At 60.9% G+C, this 18,173-nt stretch carries 13 protein-coding genes; all 13 read left to right on the top strand.

Annotated features, from left to right (window positions below; all coding sequences use genetic code 11):
• Positions 1-41: 41 nt before the first annotated feature.
• The 13 genes from flgG (at position 42) to JWU58_RS20065 (ending at position 18,157) form a co-directional block, all read left to right on the top strand.
• On the top strand, positions 42-827 hold the full coding sequence (gene flgG / locus JWU58_RS20125) for a flagellar basal-body rod protein FlgG (protein WP_024012082.1): 786 nt from the start codon (positions 42-44) through the stop codon (positions 825-827).
• Positions 828-878: 51 nt separating this feature from the next.
• Positions 879-1,574 (top strand): flagellar basal body L-ring protein FlgH, encoded by a 696-nt coding sequence (flgH, locus tag JWU58_RS20120; RefSeq protein WP_016771110.1) that lies wholly within the window; start codon positions 879-881, stop codon positions 1,572-1,574.
• Positions 1,575-1,601: 27 nt separating this feature from the next.
• Positions 1,602-2,690 carry a flagellar basal body P-ring protein FlgI gene (locus JWU58_RS20115; RefSeq protein WP_024012083.1) on the top strand — a complete coding sequence of 363 codons (1,089 nt, stop codon included), beginning with the start codon at positions 1,602-1,604 and terminating at the stop codon, positions 2,688-2,690.
• Between the two features lie 11 nt (positions 2,691-2,701).
• Positions 2,702-4,018: a flagellar assembly peptidoglycan hydrolase FlgJ gene (gene flgJ, locus JWU58_RS20110; RefSeq protein WP_123442866.1), complete on the top strand. Its 1,317-nt coding sequence runs from the start codon at positions 2,702-2,704 to the stop codon at positions 4,016-4,018.
• A 25-nt stretch (positions 4,019-4,043) separates the two neighbouring features.
• Positions 4,044-6,089, top strand: coding sequence for a flagellar hook-associated protein FlgK (flgK, locus tag JWU58_RS20105; RefSeq protein ID WP_122704740.1), 2,046 nt, complete (start codon positions 4,044-4,046; stop codon positions 6,087-6,089).
• Positions 6,090-6,102: 13 nt separating this feature from the next.
• Entirely contained in the window at positions 6,103-7,671 is a 1,569-nt protein-coding gene (locus tag JWU58_RS20100; protein ID WP_206420850.1) for a flagellar hook-associated protein 3, read from the top strand.
• A gap of 109 nt (positions 7,672-7,780) precedes the next feature.
• Positions 7,781-11,368, top strand: coding sequence for a glycosyltransferase (locus JWU58_RS20095; protein ID WP_206420849.1), 3,588 nt, complete (start codon positions 7,781-7,783; stop codon positions 11,366-11,368).
• Between the two features lie 154 nt (positions 11,369-11,522).
• On the top strand, positions 11,523-13,457 hold the full coding sequence (locus JWU58_RS20090) for a calcium-binding protein (RefSeq protein ID WP_206420848.1): 1,935 nt from the start codon (positions 11,523-11,525) through the stop codon (positions 13,455-13,457).
• Between the two features lie 376 nt (positions 13,458-13,833).
• Positions 13,834-14,607, top strand: coding sequence for a glucose-1-phosphate cytidylyltransferase (rfbF, locus tag JWU58_RS20085; RefSeq protein ID WP_039761130.1), 774 nt, complete (start codon positions 13,834-13,836; stop codon positions 14,605-14,607).
• Entirely contained in the window at positions 14,589-15,671 is a 1,083-nt protein-coding gene (gene rfbG, locus JWU58_RS20080) for a CDP-glucose 4,6-dehydratase (RefSeq protein WP_206420847.1), read from the top strand. Before rfbF ends, rfbG begins: the two co-directional genes overlap by 19 nt.
• Positions 15,668-16,228 carry a dTDP-4-dehydrorhamnose 3,5-epimerase gene (gene rfbC / locus JWU58_RS20075; RefSeq protein ID WP_206420846.1) on the top strand — a complete coding sequence of 187 codons (561 nt, stop codon included), beginning with the start codon at positions 15,668-15,670 and terminating at the stop codon, positions 16,226-16,228. Before rfbG ends, rfbC begins: the two co-directional genes overlap by 4 nt.
• A complete protein-coding gene (locus JWU58_RS20070) occupies positions 16,225-17,097 on the top strand; it encodes an NAD-dependent epimerase/dehydratase family protein (RefSeq protein WP_241196135.1) in 873 nt (290 codons plus the stop codon). The genes rfbC and JWU58_RS20070 overlap by 4 nt, the downstream gene beginning before the upstream one ends.
• Entirely contained in the window at positions 17,087-18,157 is a 1,071-nt protein-coding gene (locus tag JWU58_RS20065; protein WP_125925351.1) for a class I SAM-dependent methyltransferase, read from the top strand. Before JWU58_RS20070 ends, JWU58_RS20065 begins: the two co-directional genes overlap by 11 nt.
• Positions 18,158-18,173: the final 16 nt, after the last annotated feature.

The following is an 18,173-nucleotide window of genomic DNA, read 5'->3' as shown; positions in this document are numbered from 1 at the left end:
CAGAACGTCGCGCCGTAAAACAGGCGCACGAGGAGAATCGAATGCTTCCGGCTCTATGGGTTGCCAAAACCGGTCTGTCCGCCCAGGACACCAACCTGACCACCATTTCCAACAACCTGGCGAACGTCTCGACCACGGGTTTCAAACGTGACCGTGCCGAGTTCCAGGACCTGCTCTATCAGATCAAGCGTCAGCCAGGTGCCCAGTCGACCCAGGACAGCGAACTGCCGTCGGGTCTGCAAGTGGGTACCGGTGTGCGCATTGTCGGCACCCAGAAAAACTTCACCGCCGGCAGCCTGCAAACCACTGAGCAGCCGCTGGACATGGCCATCGACGGTCGCGGTTTCTTCCAGATCCTGCAGCCGGACGGCACCACGTCCTACACCCGTGACGGTACTTTCCACCTCGACTCCAATGGCCAGATCGTCAACGCCAGCGGTTTCGCCCTGGAGCCGGCGATCATCATCCCGAACGATGCGCAGACCTTCACCGTCGGCCGTGACGGCACCGTGTCGATCACCATCGCCGGCAACCCGGCCTCGCAAGTGATCGGCAACCTGCAGACCGCCGACTTCATCAACCCGGCCGGCCTGCAAGCCGTGGGCAACAACCTGTTCCTGGAAACCGCTGCTTCCGGCGCGCCGCAGGTCGGCACCCCGGGCCTGAACGGTTTCGGTACCACGCTGCAGAACACCCTGGAAACCTCGAACGTCAGCACCGTTGAAGAGATGGTCAACATGATCACCACTCAACGCGCCTACGAGATGAACTCCAAGGTGATCTCCACCGCCGACCAGATGCTCTCGTTCGTAACGCAGAATCTGTAATCCAGTCTTTGGGGCGGCCTGAGGTCGCCAGCAACACCGTGAGGTAGGGTCATGAAGCGCTTTGTATCTGTTCTGGCATTGAGTGGGGTCGTCTCGCTCGCGGGCTGCGTCGCCCCGACGCCCAAGCCCAATGACCCTTACTACGCCCCGGTGTTGCCGCGCACACCGTTGCCGGCGGCGGCCAACAACGGCTCGATCTATCAGGCCGGCTTCGAGCAGAACCTGTACAGCGACCGCAAGGCGTTCCGGGTCGGTGACATCATCACCATCACCCTGAACGAGCGCACGCAGGCAAGCAAGAACGCCAACTCGCAGATGGACAAGAACAGCGATAACTCGATCGGCCTGACCTCGTTGTTCGGCTCCAGCCTGACCACCAACAACCCGATTGGTGGCGGTGACCTGAGCCTCAACGCCGGCTACAGCGCCGACCGTTCGACCAAGGGCGACGCCAAGTCCGGGCAGAGCAACAGCCTGACCGGTTCGATCACCGTGACCGTGGCCGACGTGCTGCCCAACGGCATCATCGCCGTGCGTGGCGAGAAGTGGCTGACGCTCAACACTGGTGACGAACTGGTGCGCATCGCCGGTATGGTCCGCGCCGATGACATCGCGACCGACAACACCGTGTCGTCGACCCGTGTCGCCGATGCGCGCATCACCTACTCGGGTACCGGCGCGTTTGCCGATACGAGTCAGCCAGGCTGGTTCGACCGTTTCTTCCTCAGCCCGCTGTTCCCTTTCTAGGTGGCTACGTTGAATCTGAAAAGCCTTATGGTGGCCGCGTTGTTGATGTCTGCGGCGTTCACCGCCCACGCCGAGCGGCTGAAAGACATCGCCAGCATTTCCGGCGTGCGCTCCAACCAGTTGATCGGTTACGGCCTGGTGGTCGGGCTTAACGGCACCGGTGACCAGACGACGCAGACCCCGTTCACCCTGCAGACCTTCAACAACATGCTCTCGCAGTTCGGCATCAAGGTGCCGCCGGGATCGGGCAACGTGCAGTTGAAGAACGTCGCGGCGGTGTCGGTGAGTGCCGATCTGCCAGCGTTTGCCAAACCGGGTCAGCAGGTCGACATCACCGTGTCCTCGATCGGTAACTCCAAGAGCCTGCGTGGCGGCACCTTGCTGCTGACGCCGCTCAAGGGTATCGACGGCAACGTCTATGCGATCGCTCAGGGCAACCTCGTCGTTGGCGGTTTCGACGCTGAAGGCCGCGATGGTTCGAAGATCACCGTCAACGTTCCGTCGGCCGGTCGCATCCCTGGCGGTGCGTCGGTGGAACGTGCGGTGCCGAGCGGTTTCAACCAGGGCAACAGCCTGACGCTGAACCTCAACCGCTCCGACTTCACCACCGCCAAGCGCATCGTCGACAAGGTCAACGACATGCTCGGCCCTGGCGTCGCCCAAGCCATCGACGGCGGATCGGTGCGGGTCACTGCGCCGCTGGATCCGAGCCAGCGCGTCGACTACCTGTCGATCCTGGAGAACCTCGAAATCGATCCGGGCCAGGCGGTGGCGAAAGTCATCATCAACTCGCGTACCGGCACCATCGTCATTGGCCAGAACGTGAAAGTGTCGCCAGCCGCCGTGACCCACGGCAGCCTGACCGTGACCATCACCGAAGACCCGATCGTCAGCCAGCCTGGCCCGCTGTCCAACGGCCAGACCGCTGTCGTACCGCGCTCGCGAGTGAATGCCGAACAGGAAGCCAAACCGATGTTCAAGTTCGGCCCGGGCACCACCCTCGACGAGATCGTCCGTGCGGTAAACCAGGTCGGCGCAGCACCGGGTGACCTGATGGCAATTCTCGAAGCTCTGAAGCAGGCCGGCGCATTGCAAGCCGACCTGATCGTGATCTGAGGCCGGCCACCATGGATATGCGAAAAAGCGGTCTGGTCAGCAGCAGCGATTCGGGTTCCTACTCCGACCTCAATCGTCTGAACCAGCTCAAGGTCGGCGACAAGAACAGCGACGAAAACATGCGCAAGGTGGCGCAGGAATTCGAGTCGCTGTTCCTCGGCGAAATGCTCAAGTCGATGCGTTCGGCCACCGAAGCGCTCGGCCAGGACAACCCGCTGAACACGCCGGCGGCCAAGCAGTATCAGGAAATGTACGACCAGCAGCTGGCGGTTTCCATGTCGCGGGAGGGCGGTGGTATCGGCCTGGCCGACGTGCTGATCCGGCAGATGTCGAAGAACAAACCGATGGCGCCGGGCGAGGCTGCGGCCGCGTCCGCCGCCAAGCAGCAGGAAGCGCTGGCCAAGGCCGCCGCCGTGCCGACGCCGATTGCCGCCGGCACCGTCGCCACCGGTCCGCTGTCCCGCGTCAACGGCGAGCGTCCGTTGTGGGCATCGCGCTCGGTGCATGCGCCGAACAACACCGATATTTCCCATCGCAACGACATGGCGCTGATCAACCAGCGGCGTCTGGCATTGCCGCCGAAACTGGCCGACCGCTTGCTCGCTGGTCTGGTGCCGTCGGCGCCGAGCGTGGCCACTGCCAGCACTGCGGCCGCAGCGACCAACGCCTTGCCGCAACGGGCTGCGACTAACGCCGTCACAGGCTCCGGTGCGTTGTACAACGGCGACTGGCTGGCCCGCGCCGAAGAGCAGAAAGCCGCTGGCGGGCAGATGCAGGTCTACGGCCGCGCTATGGCGCAGATTCCGCTGGCACCGGCGAAAAAGGCCTTCAGTTCCGCCGACGAATTCGTCAACACCATGCTGCCGATGGCCAAGGAAGCCGCCGACCGCATCGGCGTCGATCCGCGTTACCTGGTGGCGCAAGCGGCACTGGAAACCGGTTGGGGCAAATCGGTCATGCGCGCTCAGGATGGCAGCAGCAGCCACAACCTGTTCGGCATCAAGGCGAGCAGCAACTGGAAGGGCGATTCGGCCCGCGCGATCACCAGCGAGTTCCGCAATGGCGCGATGGTCAAGGAGACGGCCGAGTTCCGTTCCTACGCCTCGTACAAGGACAGCTTCCACGATCTGGTGACGTTGCTGCAGAGCAACAATCGCTATCAAGAAGTGCTGAAGTCGGCCGATAACCCAGAACAGTTTGTACGCGAGTTGCAGAAGGCCGGTTACGCCACCGACCCGAACTACGCGACGAAGATTTCGCAAATTGCCAAGCAGATGAACAGTTTTGAAAACTACGCTGCGGCGGGTGTCTCCACCACGCCTTTATAAGGCACCAGGTAATAAGGTCTGAACCATGAGTTTGCTCAATATCGGGATGTCGGGACTGTCGGCCAGCCAGTCCTCTCTGGCTACGACAGGCAACAACATTGCCAACGTCGACACCGCCGGTTATTCACGTCAGCAAACCGTGCAGGGCACCAAGTCCTCGCAGCAGTACGGCAGCGTTTTCATCGGCACGGGCACGACCCTGGCTGACGTGCGCCGGGTGTACAACTCGTACCTGGAATCGCAGCTGCACACCGCGACTTCGCTGGACAGCGAATCGGCCGCGTTTCTCAAGCAGGCGACGCCGCTGGACGCCATGCTGTCGGACACCAACACCGGCCTGACCGGTGTGCTGCAGAAATTCTTCACCTCGATGCAGGGCGTATCGACGTCGGCCACCGATGACACTTCGCGTCAGTCGGTGCTGACCGGCGCGCAGGCGCTGACCAGCCGTTTCAATACCCTGGCCAAGCAGCTCAACGATCAGAACACCACGATCAACGGCAGCCTCGGCGACATGACCGCCCAGGTGAACAAGCTCGCCACGGCGATCGCCAATCTCAACCAGAAGATCGGCGAAATCTCCACCAGTGGCGGGGCGCCGAACGACCTGCTCGACAGCCGTAACGAAGCCGTGCGTCAGCTCTCGGAGCTGACCGGTGCCCAGGTCGTCGAACGCGGCACCAGCTTCGACATTTATGTCGGCAGCGGCCAGCCGCTGGTCATCGGCAACACCACCAACAGCCTGAGCATGGTTGCGAGCAAGACCGACCCGTCGCGCATGTCGATCCAGATGGATCGCGGTTCGAGCACCATCGACATTACTTCGGTGATCAGCGGTGGCGAAATCGGCGGTCTGCTGACCTATCGCAAGGAAGTCCTCGACCCGTCGCTCAACGAGCTCGGTCGCGTCGCTCTGGTGATTGCCGATCAGATCAACAGCCAGCAAGCCCAGGGCATCGACAAGAACGGTGACTTCGGCGCGGCGATTTTCAACAACATCAACAGTGCCGCCCTGATCAGTCAGCGCAGCATTGCGAAGGATGGCAACAGCGCCGGTTCGGGCAACCTCGATGTGACCATCAAGGACACCGGCAAGCTGACCACCAGCGACTATCAGGTGACCTTCACCAGCGCTACCGATTACACCGTCAAGCGTTCCGACGGCACCGATCTGGGCGCGTTCAGCACCACGACCAATCCGCCGCCAGTGATCGACGGTTTCACCCTGGCCTTGAATGGCGGCGCGCTGAGCGCGGGTGACTCGTTCAAGATCACGCCGACCCGCAACGCGGCGGCGAGCATTCAGACGGTCCTGACCGATCCGAAGAAAATCGCTGCGGCAGGTCCGCTGACCGGCGTCGCCAGCGCCAACGGTCTGGGCACTTACACCCAGCCGACGCTCAGCGACAAGATCGACATCTACAACCCGACCGCCCAGGCTGACATGCAGGCGGCGCTGAAGAATTCAACGCCGGTCAAACTGGTCTTCGGCGCAGCCAGCGGTGGCAGCCAGTCGTACACCCTGGTCGACGCCAAGGGCGGAACGCTGGGCACCGGTACCATCGTGCCCGGCCAGTCGAACACGCTGAATCTGAAAGTCGGCATCGTCGACGCCAGCGGCAACCCGGTGATGGACACTACGGTCACGCCGAACGTGCAGAAGACCTTCACCGTGCAGACCACCGTGGGCGGCACGCCGAAAACCGGCGAGACCTTCACCATGAACCTGACCGGCGCGGCGTCTTCGGACAACCGCAACGCCCAGGCACTGGTCGCATTGCAAACCAAACAGACCGTGGACACCGGTTCGGCGAGCAAGGGCATCAGCCTGACCGACGCCTACAACACCCTGGTGACCAACGTCGGTACCAAGACCGCCCAAGGCAAGTCCGACAGCGCCGCGACCACGGCGATTCTGGAGAACGCCAAGGGTGCCCGCGATTCGCTTTCCGGGGTCAACCTGGACGAAGAAACCGGCAACCTGGTCAAGTACCAGCAGTACTACACAGCGTCTTCGCAGATCATCAAAGCTGCGCAGGAAACTTTCGCCACGCTGATCAACAGCCTTTAAGGAGTCGTAATTCATGCGCATTTCCACCGCCCAGTATTACGGAACGCAAGCTTCGGATTATCAGCGTAACTTCAACAAGGCTGTCGCCACCGCGAGCGAGGCGAGCAGCCTGCAACGCATCAACACCGCCGCCGATGATCCGATCGGTGCCGGGCGCTTGCTGCAATTGGGCCAGCAGGCAGCGATGCTCGATCAGTACAAGACCAACGTCAACACCACCAAAAGTGCGTTGACCGTGCAGGAGTCCACGCTGGATTCGATCACCACGGCTTTGGCACGGGCCAAGGAACTTGCGCTGGCCGCGAACAACGGCACGATCACCGACAAGGATCGCCAGGCGTACGCCTCGGAACTGGGTGAGATCCAGCAGCAGGTGCTGGGCCTGATGAACGCCAAGGATGCCAACGGCAACTACCTGTTCTCCGGTTCGAAAACCGATACCGCGCCGTACTCGAAGAATTCTGACGGCACGTTCAGCTACAACGGCGACCAGACCACCATCGATCTGGGCATCGGCGACGGCATGACCGTGGGTACCAACACCACCGGTTGGGACGCGTTCCAGCAGACCATCAACACCGGCCGCACCAACACCAAAATGACTGCGCCAGCTGTGGATGACGGCCGTGTCGTGCTGTCCAACGGCACCGTCGGCACTGTTGCCACCTACGATGCCAAGTTCACTGCCGGGCAGCCGTACACCGTCGATTTCGTCAGCAGCACCCAGCTGAAGATCACCGATGCTTTGGGCAACGACGTGACCGCCGAGGCCAGCCAAAATGGCCTGATCAGCAACAGCAGCGGCGCCAATCAGACCGTCAGTTTCCGCGGCGTCGACCTCAAGCTGAACGTCAATCTGAAGGCCGGCGATACCAATCCGGACGCCGTTATCGCAGGGCACAGTTTTCAGCTGTCGGCCTCGCCGGACTCGTTCACCACCACGCGTAATCCGGGTAACCCGTCGACCAGCGTGATCACTGGTTCGACCATCACCGATCAGGCAGCCTACACCGCAGCGTTTCCGCAGGGCGGCGCAGTGCTCAAGTTCACCAGCGCCACCGATTTCGATCTGTATGCCGCGCCGGTGACGGCCGACAGCAAGCCGGTTTCCTCGGGCACGGTTGCCGGTGGTAACGCCACCGCTGCCGGTGTGACCTTCGCGCTGGGCAGCGCGCCGGCCGCTGGTGATCAGTTCTCGATCCAGCCGAACAATCACCAGACCCAGAACGTGCTCGACACTCTGGGCCAGATGATCACCGCGCTGAACACGCCAGTCGATGGCGATCCGGTTGCCAAGCAGAAATTGCAGGGCGCGATGGAGGCAGGCCTCGGCAACATCGATGCCGCTTCCAACCAGATCGGCACCGCAGTCACCACCATTGGTGCCCGCGGCCAGGCCCTGGACATGCAGACCATCACCAACGACAGCCTGACCACGGCGAACAGCACGACCCAGGGTTCGATTCGTGATTCCGATCCGGCTGAAGTCATGACCCGCCTGACCTTGCAACAGACCATGCTGCAAGCCGCGCAACTGGCGTTCAGCAAGATCAGTCAGTTGGGTCTGTTCAACAAGATCTGATGATTGGCGGGCGCGAGCGCGCCCGCCAACGTTGTGCCTCTGTTAATGATTTTTTGCGGTATCAAGGGCTCGTTTTTGCGAGCGGGCTCGTACCGCCTGTGAGCCCGCCGTGAATTCACTTCCTCTCGTCAGCATTGCCATCCCTGCGTTCAATCCGCGCTTTTTCGAGCGCACGCTGAACAGTGCCGTCAGCCAGACTTACAGCAATCTCGACATCGTCGTGTGCGATGACAGTCGTGGTGACGAGATCAAGGACATCGTCAGCCTGGTCATGGAGCAAACCGGGGCCCAGGTGCGCTACGTTCGCAATCCACAGACGCTGGGGCTGGTGGGCAACCTGAAAGCCTGCCTCGAACAGGCGCGGGGCGAGTTCATCAAATTCCTGTGTGACGATGACCTGCTGTATTCGGCCTGTATCGAACAGCAAGCCCATGAGTTACAGCGCGAAGAAGTCAGTCTGGTGATCGCTCAGCGGCTGCTGTGGGACGCCAACGACATCATTCTGCCGGCCCGTTTGGAAAACAGCTCGCTATCACCTGTGAGCGCCTTGCTCAAAGGCGACGATGTGCTGAGCATTTTCGAAAAATTCCCGGTCAACGTCCTCGGCGGCTTCAGCAGTGCGTTGTTCCGGCGTGCCGATGTCGCCGAACTGTTGCCCGCTCTGACTGAAGCAGGTGCATGCTTCGTCGCGACCCTGGATTTTGCCTTGTACGTGTGTCTGTTGCGGCGCGGCAACATGGTGACGTCGAACAATGTCCTGAGCGCCGAGCGACTTTACCCTGAGCGCCTGAGCGCGCAGCAACCAATGAAGGATGCTGCCGAGGTTGAGCGCGAGTGGCTTTCGCAAATGCTCAAAGTACGCAGCGGCGAGTCGGCGCCCGCAAAGGGCTGGGTTCGCTACGTGCGACTGACGAGCGCCGACGAGTCGCCTCGCGTTTGGGAAGAACTGCCGCTGAGCCGTACCCTTGGCACCAAGCAAAGCCGCCAGGAGCTGGGTGTGGGTGTCGACAGCTTCAGTTTCGGCGAGCTCTATGCGCAGTGGCTGGCGTGTCGGGTGCTGACCGAGACGCAGCGCCAATGGTTGCCGGAAACGCTTGCTGGCTGGCCGCAGCAGCCGAGGATCGTGCCGATCCTCATCGATGCACAGGGTAGCCGCGACGGTCTCGAGCGCACCCTGCAAGCGCTCGCTGCACAGGACTATCCACCGGAGCTGGTGCTGGTACTGTCCGTAGCCTGTACCGAAGCAGTGTTGCAGGATCGCGTGTTCCACATGCCGTTGCAAGATGACGGTCTGGAGCAGATCAATACGCTGTTGCCGCAACTCGAAGGCGCCGACTGGTTCTATCTGCTGCAACCGGGAGATCGCCCGGTGGCACCGGCATTGCTGGTGATGGCCGATCGCATCGCGCATTCGCGGTCGCTGACGTGTCTGTACAGTGATGAAGGCAGCGTGCGCGACGGCGAATCGGCGGAACCGGCGTTCAAGCCGGACTTCAACCTCGACCTCATGCGCAGTTATCCGTACGTCGGCCGAGCGCTGGCATTCCAGCGCGAACGCTTCCTCGCGCTCGGTGGATTTGCGCCAACGTTCGCCGAACTGGCGCCACACGACATGCTCTGGCGGATGGTCGAAAGCGATGGCCTGCAGGTTGTCGGACATATCGCCGAGGTATTGCTAGAGTCGAAATTCGACCTGTCGCAATGGCTCACCGAGCCTGGCGTGGTGGAGCAAAGTCGGCGAATTCTCGAGGCGCACCTGCAGCGCCTCGGCATTGCTCATGAAATCCGCCAGAACGGACTGCTCAATCGTGTCGACTACCGTCACGCGCAGCGCCCTCTGGTGTCGGTGATCATCGTCACTCAGGACCAGACTGCCGCCTTGCAGCGTTGTGTCGAAACGCTGCTGGAGAAAACCGCCTACACCGAGTACGAATTGCTCCTGGTCGATAACGGCAGCGAAAGCGCCGAAGCGCTGGCGTGGCTGGACGGCATGGCGCAGTTGGGCAGCGACCGGATTCGCGTGCTGCGATATGCGCAAAAGGGCGATGCCGCCGCTGTGCACAACTTCGCCGCGCGCCAGGCGCGCGGTGAGTACGTGCTGATGCTTAACGCCTTTGCGGTAATCACCCAGGCCGACTGGCTCGATGAGCTGCTCAATCATGCACAACGCCCTGAAGTCGGGGTGGTGGGCGCCAAGCTGTTCAACCCGGACGGTGGCGTGCTGCACGCCGGTCTCATCCTGGGGCTGAATGGGCCGGCGGGACTGCCGTTCTACGGCCAGCCGATGCAGTCGGACGGGTATATGCACCGACTGCAAGCTGTGCATGATCTGAGCGCGGTCGGTGGCGACTGCCTGATGATTCGCAAATCGGTATTCGAAGCGGCCGGCGGTCTTGATGAGCAGGATTTCAAGCAAACGCTCAGTGTCGTGGATCTGTGCCTGCGCATTGGCCGCGACGGTTATCTGGTGGTGATGAACCCGCACGCCGTGCTGGCGGTGGGTACGCAGCCGGTTATCGCGGCGACGGAGCAAGAGCAAGCGCAGCACGCCGAGGAGAAGGACACCTTCTATCAACGCTGGCTGCCACTGGTTGCGCGCGACCCGGCCTATAACGTCAACTTGACGTTGCAGGGCGTTGGCGCCAGCAACTTCAGCCTTGAACCGGGCCTGCGTACTGGCTGGAGCGCGTTCTCCAAGGCGCAACTGCCGAACGTGCTCGCGGTTCCGATCAACGCTTCAGCCATCGGTCACTATCGCATGAGCCAGCCGATGATCGAACTGGAAGCGGCCAACCGCGTGGAAGGGCGCATCTGTTACGGCTTGCCGTCGATCATCGATATCCAGCGGCAGGCGCCCGATGTGATTGTCCTGCAGGGGCGCTACTCAGAGCACGCCATTGATGAGATCCCGCCGCTGAAGAAGTTCTTCAATGCCCGACGGATTTTCGAACTCGACGACTATGTCATCGACGTTCCCCATCGCAATGCACATATCCGCAACATGCCGGGCAAGTCGGACATGGAGCGAATGGTGCGCCGAGCGATCGGCCTGTGCGATCGCGTGGTCGTTTCAACCGCGCCGCTGGCCAACGCGCTGTCGGACATGCACCACGACATACGCGTGGTGCCGAACATGTTGGCTCAGGACTTGTGGGGACACCTGCGCAGCCAGCGTCGCACCTCGAAAAAGCCCCGTGTCGGCTGGGGGGGCGGCACCAGTCACCATGGCGATCTGGCAGTGATCGCCGACGTGGTGCGCGAACTGGCCAACGAAGTCGACTGGGTTTTCTTCGGCATGTGCCCGGATGATTTGCTGCCGTACATGCATGAGTTTCACGGAGTGATCCCGCTGGATGTCTATCCGGCAAAACTGGCCAGCCTGAACCTCGATCTGGCGCTGGCACCGCTGGAGTTCCACATCTTCAACGACTGCAAGAGCAATCTGCGGCTGCTCGAGTATGGCGCCTGCGGTTTTCCGGTGGTCTGCACCGATACCGAGGCCTATCGCGGCTACTTGCCGTGCACCCGGGTCAAGACCAACACGACCGATGAGTGGCTGCAAGCGATCCGCATGCATCTGGCTGACCCGGATGCCAGTTATCGCATGGGCGATGAACTGCGTGAGGTGGTGCTGCGAGACTATGTTCTGCGCGGCGATAACTTGCGCCATTGGGAGTATGGCTGGCTGGCGGATTGAATTGCCCGCAAGGCTTCATTGAAAGGCGATCTCTCGGGTCGCCTTTTTCACAGGTTCATTGATTTATTTGAGTCGATCAGCGAGGGAATGCGCTCCGGACAGGCAACGCCCGCACTGACAGATCCGGTTTCAACAACCACGCAAGGAAGATGTAATGACAATTGTGAATGGAACGAGTGAAGCGGACGTCCTGCTGGGCACCGACAGCAATGACCAACTCTATGGACTAGAGTCGGATGATGTCCTGCTGGCAAGTACGGGATCGGATGAGCTTGATGGCGGTGACGGCTTCGACACCGCGATTTACTACGCAATACCCTCTGGAATCAACGTCGAACTGGCCGATGGTGCGACCACCGTCACCGGCCCCGACGGCAAGCTCGATACGCTGATATCCGTTGAGAAGATCGTCGGCACCTTTTCCAACGATACGTTCAGCAATTCGGTAGCCGGCGTGACGCTGGAAGGCAGCAGCGGTGACGATGTCTACATCGTCAGCGCCGAAGACGTGACCATCGTCGAGGAAGACTGGGGTGGCTATGACGAACTGCGCACCAGCCTCAACAGCATCAAGATGGCTGGCTTCGTCGAGAAGCTGACCTTCACGGGTACCGGTGATTTCAAGGCTTACGGCAGCGACACCGACAACGAGATCATCGCGGGTGCCGGTAACGACTGGCTGTGGGGTGGTGATGGTGCCGATCATTTCTTCGGGGGAGACGGTTACGACACCGTCAGCTACAGCGACAGCCTTGAAGGGGTGCGAGTCGAAGACTTCGCCAACTACGACGGCCTGACCATCGCCTATGGCGATATGTTCACCGGCATCGAGGCGCTTCAGGGCTCGGGCTTCGATGATGTGATTTATCGTCACAAGGACTCGATGAGTATCGATGGTGCGCAGGGCTACGACACTGTGAATTACCGCTACGCCTTCGACGTAGCCAATGTCGTGATCGGCAATGGCAGCAACCTCGCTGGTGACACACTGCTCAACGTGGAAGAGGTTATCGGTACCTCAGGCGCCGATCGTTTTGTCGTCAATGCCAGTGGTGTGAAGGTGGCTGGCGGTATCGGTGATGACGTTTATACGATCAACAGCACCGGTGTGACTGTCGAAGAAGACGACAGCTTCATGGGTGGTACCGATCATGTGTACACCAGCCTGTCCGAGTTGAGGCTGAGTGCGTTCGTTGAGCGGTTGACCTATACCGGCAGCAGCGATTTCACCGGTTACGGCAATGACGGGGACAACACGATCGTTTCCGGGGCCGGGAATGATGTGCTGCTGGGCGGGGCGGGGGCCGATAACTTTGAAGGTGGTGCGGGCCTCGACATCGTCAGCTATGACGACAGCGCTGAAGGCTTGAGCGCCTCGCTGAAATGGGGCGCGCAGAGCGGTATCGCCTTCCATGACGTCTACATCGACATCGAAGGCCTGCGCGGCAGCCAGTTCAATGATGTTCTGGAAGGTGAGTGGGGCGACAACGTCCTTGAAGGCGGTGGTGGTGACGACCAGATTCAGGGTGGCGATGGCAACGATCACATCTACGGCGGTCTGGCGTCCGGTCTCGATGCAGCCGGGCAGTCCGACACCTTGTTCGGTGGCTCGGGCGATGACGTCATCATAGCTGCGCGCGATGGTCTGTTTACCTGGGTCAGTGGCGATGAAGGCAATGACAACATTACCCTCGGGCGAGGCGTGGCCTATGGTGGGCAGGGCAACGACGTGTTGATCTTCAGCGGCGCCGGCCCGTCGGGCCTGGGCGGCAGCGGGTTTGGCGAGCAGGGCGATGATACCTATGTGGTGGACACGTCTGCCTTGGTGACCATCAAGGATGAAGGGCTGGATGCCAACGACACGCTGATTCTGAACACGATCGCTGACGCCAGTCAGTTGAGCGTGACCCGTGTTGGTGATGACGTGTATCTGCACAGTGCCAATGATGGTAGCAGTGGCGTGCCGGACAATGGTGTGCGGCTGGTGGACTGGTATGCGGGGTTTGCAACCATCGAGCATGTTCAGACGGCCGATGGTCAGATGTATGAGCTGCCGGTGGGTGCTGACGGGTTTGCGCTGTTCGGGTAGTTTTTGCGCATCGTTGAAGTAAGGGATGGGTCTTTGGATTCATCCCTTTTTTGTTTTTGGCCTTGGCGGCCTTTGGGCTGACCAGGCTCTCGGGGGTTGGTGAATATCCGTTTCTGCGGTGTTGCTGTTGCTGTAAGAGTGAAACCGCCAGCGGCAGCACCCGCAATAACGGATAGGCCCCCAGTAAAGTCCTCAGCCCGTTCCCCACCACCTCCACTCTGAGCTGGCGCGTTTCCTGCAAGTCCCCCTCAAATCGCCATAAAACGAGCGCTTGCGGTCATTGCACTTGCGCCCGGAACGGCAAAAGGTGTCGCCGCAAGGCCCGCAACGCTCAACAAAGCCATGCGCAGCCCGGTGAAGAACAAGAGGGGAGACGATGAAGGCAGTAATTTTGGCGGGTGGCCTCGGCACGCGGATCAGTGAAGAGTCGCACCTCAAGCCCAAGCCGATGATCGAGATCGGCGGCAAGCCAATTCTCTGGCACATCATGAAGCAGTATTCCGCCCATGGAATCCACGACTTCGTCATCTGCCTGGGCTACAAGGGCTATGCGATCAAGGACTTCTTCGCCAACTATTTCCTGCACACCTCCGACGTGACCTTCAACATGCGCGAGAACCGCATGGAGGTGCACCAGAATTACAGCGAGCCGTGGAGCGTCACGCTGGTCGACACCGGCGAAGAAACCATGACCGGTGGCCGGCTCTTGCGCACTGCGCCTTATCTCAAGGACGAGAAAGCCTTTTGTTTTACCTACGGCGACGGCGTCTCGGATATCGATATCGGCGCTCTGATCCGTTTTCATGAAGCGCACGGCAAGCTCGCGACCGTTACGGCCGTGCAGCCTCCAGGCCGTTACGGTGCGTTGCAACGCACCGGCCACCAAGTCATGGGCTTTACCGAGAAGCCGCGAGGTGACGGCGGCTGGATCAATGGCGGTTTTTTCGTCCTGTCACCGCAGGTGCTGCCTTACATCGCCGGCGATGCGACCAGTTGGGAAGCCGAGCCGTTGATGCAACTGGCTGAGTTGGAACAGCTGCATGCCTACGAACATTCGGGCTTCTGGCAGCCGATGGACACCCTGCGCGACAAGAACCATCTCGAAGCCCTGTGGCAGAGCGGGGAGGCCCCATGGAAGCAATGGGCCTGAGTGCGGAGTTCTGGCGTGGCAAGCGCGTTCTCGTCACCGGACATACCGGTTTCAAAGGCAGTTGGCTGACCCTGTGGCTGCAAAGCCTTGGTGCGCAAGTCAGCGGTTTTTCCCTGGACCCATCGACCGAACCGAGCCTGTTCGAACTGGCGCGCGTGCACGAAGGCATCAACGACCAGCGCGGCGATCTGCGTGACCTCGGCGCTTTGCTGGAAATCATTGCCGAGACCGAGCCTGAAATCGTCCTGCATCTGGCCGCCCAGCCATTGGTGCGCGAGGGCTATCGCGATCCGCTCGGCACCTATTCCAGCAATGTCATGGGTACGCTGAACCTGCTTGAAGCAATTCGTCAGGTCGGCGGCGTGCGCGCCTGTGTGCTGGTCACCACCGACAAGGTCTACGCCAACAAGGAATGGCTGTGGCCGTACCGCGAAGACGAAGCCCTTGGTGGACACGATCCTTACAGCAGCAGCAAGGCCTGCTGCGAATTGCTCGCGCAGTCCTATGCCGCGTCGTTTTTCCCGGCGGACAAACATGCCGAACACGGTCTGGCCCTGGCGACCGCACGCGCTGGCAATGTACTGGGCGGTGGTGATTTTGCGCCGGAGCGACTGATCCCCGACGTACTGAAAGCCTGGACCGCCGACGAGCCAGTGACCCTGCGTTACCCGCAAGCGGTGCGCCCGTGGCAGCACGCGCTGGAGCCGCTGGCCGGTTATCTGCAATTGGCTGCTGCGCTCTACGAGTACGGCCCGGAATACGCCGGTGCGTGGAACTTCGGTCCCGGGGAGGCCGACATGTGCAGCGTCGGTGAGGTGGTCGAACTGCTCGCCAACCGTTGGCCGCAGGCCCGCGGTCTGCGCATCGAACCGAGTGAGCTGCACGAAGCCGGTCTGCTGCGTCTGGACAGCAGTCGCGCGCGGCAGGTGCTTGGATGGGAGCCGCGCTGGACGCTGGAACAATGCCTGACGCACACCCTTGGCTGGCATCTGGCGTGGCAACACGGCGATGACATGCGCGCCGTTAGCTTGAACCAATTGAATCTGTACAGAGAGCGTTCATGAGCGATTACACCCTGCAGAAAACGCCATTGGAGGGCCTGTACCTCATCCAGCAGAAAGTCTTCTGCGATGAGCGCGGGCGGTTCGCCCGGCTGTTCTGCCAGAGTCGTCTGACCGTCCAGGGGCGTCCTTTTGCGATCCGCCAGATCAATCATTCGCGCACGGTCGGCCAAGGTAGCGTACGCGGTCTGCATTTTCAGAAAGCCGGTTATGCCGAATCCAAGCTGATCACTTGTGTGCGCGGCGCGGTCTGGGATGTGGCGGTCGACCTGCGGCCGCAATCGCCAACGTATTTGCAGTGGCATGCGCAAGAACTGCGCGCCGATGATGGCCGCAGTTTTTTGATTCCTGCCGGTTTTGCCCACGGCTTCCAGTCACTGACCGATGAATCGGAAGTGCTGTACCTCACCGATGCCGATTACGCACCGGAGCATGAAGCGGGTTTGTCGGCCCTTGATCCGGCACTCGCGATCTCATGGCCGCTGCCCGTCAAGAATTTGTCAGCCAAGGATTCCAGGCATCCGCTGCTCGACAAACAGTTTCAGGGAGTCGAGCTTTGACGGCGACCACCTCCACTGTGCTGGTCACTGGCGCCACCGGCTTCGTCGGTCGCCACTTGGTCAGCGCTTTGCTTTCCAAAGGCTTCAAAGTGCGTGCGGTCGCGCGCACCCTCGACTCGGCTCGCAGTTTGCCGTGGTTCGCGCAGGTGGAATTTGTCGCCGCCGATCTGCATGCGCCAGACCTTGATGTCGAGCGTTTGGTTGATGGCGTGGATGTCGTCGCGCATCTGGCCTGGAGCGGCTTGCCTAACTATCAGGCGCTGTTTCATTTCGAACGCAACCTGCCGGCGGATTACGCGTTTCTCAAGCGTGCGGTCGTGGCAGGGGTGAGCCAGGTGCTGGTCACCGGGACTTGCTTTGAATACGGCTTGCAAAGCGGCCGGTTGGCCGAGTCGGTCTTGCCCCAGCCTTGCACGCCTTACGGTCTGGCCAAGCACACCTTGCGCCTGTTCCTTGAAGCATTGCAGCGCGAGCAGTCGTTCACCCTGCAATGGGCGCGGTTGTTTTACCTTTATGGCGAAGGGCAGAACAGCAACAGCCTGCTGGCCAGCCTCGACCGCGCCATCGATGGCGGTGAGGCGCAGTTCAATATGTCGATGGGCGACCAGTTGCGTGATTATCTGCAGATTACCGAGGCGGCCGCGCAATTGGCTTCGCTGATCGGCCGGCCTGATGTCGACGGCGTCACCAACTGCTGCAGCGGCCAGCCGATTTCCGTACGCGCGCTGGTTGAACAGCGTGTCCGCGAACGCCAGTCGACGATCAAGTTGAATCTGGGCCATTACGGTTATTCCGCCCATGAGCCAATGGCGTTCTGGGGTGATGCTCAGCGAATCTCGCAACTGAAGGGGCAGGAACATGCTGCATGAGCTTTATCGCGCGACCGGACTGCCGGTATTGCAGAACCGCACGTTTGCCAGCGCCGAAGAGGCGCGGGCCTCAGGGGCGGCAGACATTGTTCTGGTACAGGACAGCCAAAGCGGATTGATCTTCAACCAGGCCTTCGATGCCGACAAGCTGAGCTATGACGCCGACTATCAGAACGAACAGGCGCACTCGGTGCAGTTTCAGGCGCACCTCAATGCCGTCGAAGCGATCCTCGCCCGGCACTTCAAGGGCCAGTCCCTGATTGAGGTCGGCTGCGGCAAAGGTTATTTCCTTGAGATGCTGCGGGGCAAAGGTTACGCCATTACCGGGATCGACCCTTCGTATGAAGGTGACAATCCTGACGTGATCAAGGCACCGTTCACCCGCGAGCTGGGGTTGGCGGCGGACGCAATTGTGTTGCGCCATGTGCTGGAGCACATCAGCGATCCGTTGGCGTTTCTCGCGCAAATGGCTGCAGCCAATCAGGGCGGGCAGATTTATATCGAAGTGCCGTGCTTTGACTGGATCGTCGAGCACAATGCCTGGTTCGACGTGTTCTATGAGCACGTCAATTACTTCCGTCTCGCCGACTTGCGCGCAATGTTCGGCACCGTGCTCGAGGCCGGGCATCTGTTCGGTGGCCAATATCTGTACATCGTTGCCGATCTCTCGACGCTGCAACGGGCGCCGGTCGAGACGCCGTCGTTGCTGACGCTGTCGACCACCTTCACCGCCAGTCTTGATCGCGCCGTGCAGATCATTCAATCCGCGCCGGCACAGGGCTCGGCCATCTGGGGCGCTTCGTCCAAGGGCGTGATTTATTCATTGGCCTTGCAGCGCGCCGGCGTGGCGGTAGATCGCGTCGTCGACATCAACCCGGCCAAGCAGGGCCGTTACCTGCCGCTCAGTGGCGTGCGGGTGTCCTCGCCGCAAGAGGCCATGGATGCGCTGCCTGCAGGCGCCCATCTGTTTGTGATGAATTCCAACTACCTCGAAGAAATCAAGCGGATGACTGGCGCACGCTACGTCTATCACGCCGTCGACAGCGCTTCGTTTCAGTGACCCTTGAGATTATTAA

It is taken from the genome of Pseudomonas atacamensis (assembly GCF_017167965.1).
Lineage (GTDB): Bacteria > Pseudomonadota > Gammaproteobacteria > Pseudomonadales > Pseudomonadaceae > Aquipseudomonas > Aquipseudomonas atacamensis.
The sequence above is the reverse complement of the archived record's forward strand: the minus strand, read 5'-3'. Positions and strand labels throughout refer to the sequence as shown.

Bases quoted from the DNA above. Each gene is read 5' to 3' on its own strand.
- flgH (WP_016771110.1), top strand. From the start codon at position 879: ATGAAGCGCTTTGTATCTGTTCTGGCATTGAGTGGGGTCGTCTCGCTC.
- rfbC (WP_206420846.1), top strand. From the start codon at position 15,668: ATGAGCGATTACACCCTGCAGAAAACGCCATTGGAGGGCCTGTACCTC.
- JWU58_RS20090 (WP_206420848.1), top strand. From the start codon at position 11,523: ATGACAATTGTGAATGGAACGAGTGAAGCGGACGTCCTGCTGGGCACC.
- flgJ (WP_123442866.1), top strand. From the start codon at position 2,702: ATGGATATGCGAAAAAGCGGTCTGGTCAGCAGCAGCGATTCGGGTTCC.
- JWU58_RS20100 (WP_206420850.1), top strand. From the start codon at position 6,103: ATGCGCATTTCCACCGCCCAGTATTACGGAACGCAAGCTTCGGATTAT.
- rfbG (WP_206420847.1), top strand. From the start codon at position 14,589: ATGGAAGCAATGGGCCTGAGTGCGGAGTTCTGGCGTGGCAAGCGCGTT.
- flgG (WP_024012082.1), top strand. From the start codon at position 42: ATGCTTCCGGCTCTATGGGTTGCCAAAACCGGTCTGTCCGCCCAGGAC.
- rfbF (WP_039761130.1), top strand. From the start codon at position 13,834: ATGAAGGCAGTAATTTTGGCGGGTGGCCTCGGCACGCGGATCAGTGAA.
- flgK (WP_122704740.1), top strand. From the start codon at position 4,044: ATGAGTTTGCTCAATATCGGGATGTCGGGACTGTCGGCCAGCCAGTCC.
- JWU58_RS20065 (WP_125925351.1), top strand. From the start codon at position 17,087: ATGCTGCATGAGCTTTATCGCGCGACCGGACTGCCGGTATTGCAGAAC.
- JWU58_RS20115 (WP_024012083.1), top strand. From the start codon at position 1,602: ATGGTGGCCGCGTTGTTGATGTCTGCGGCGTTCACCGCCCACGCCGAG.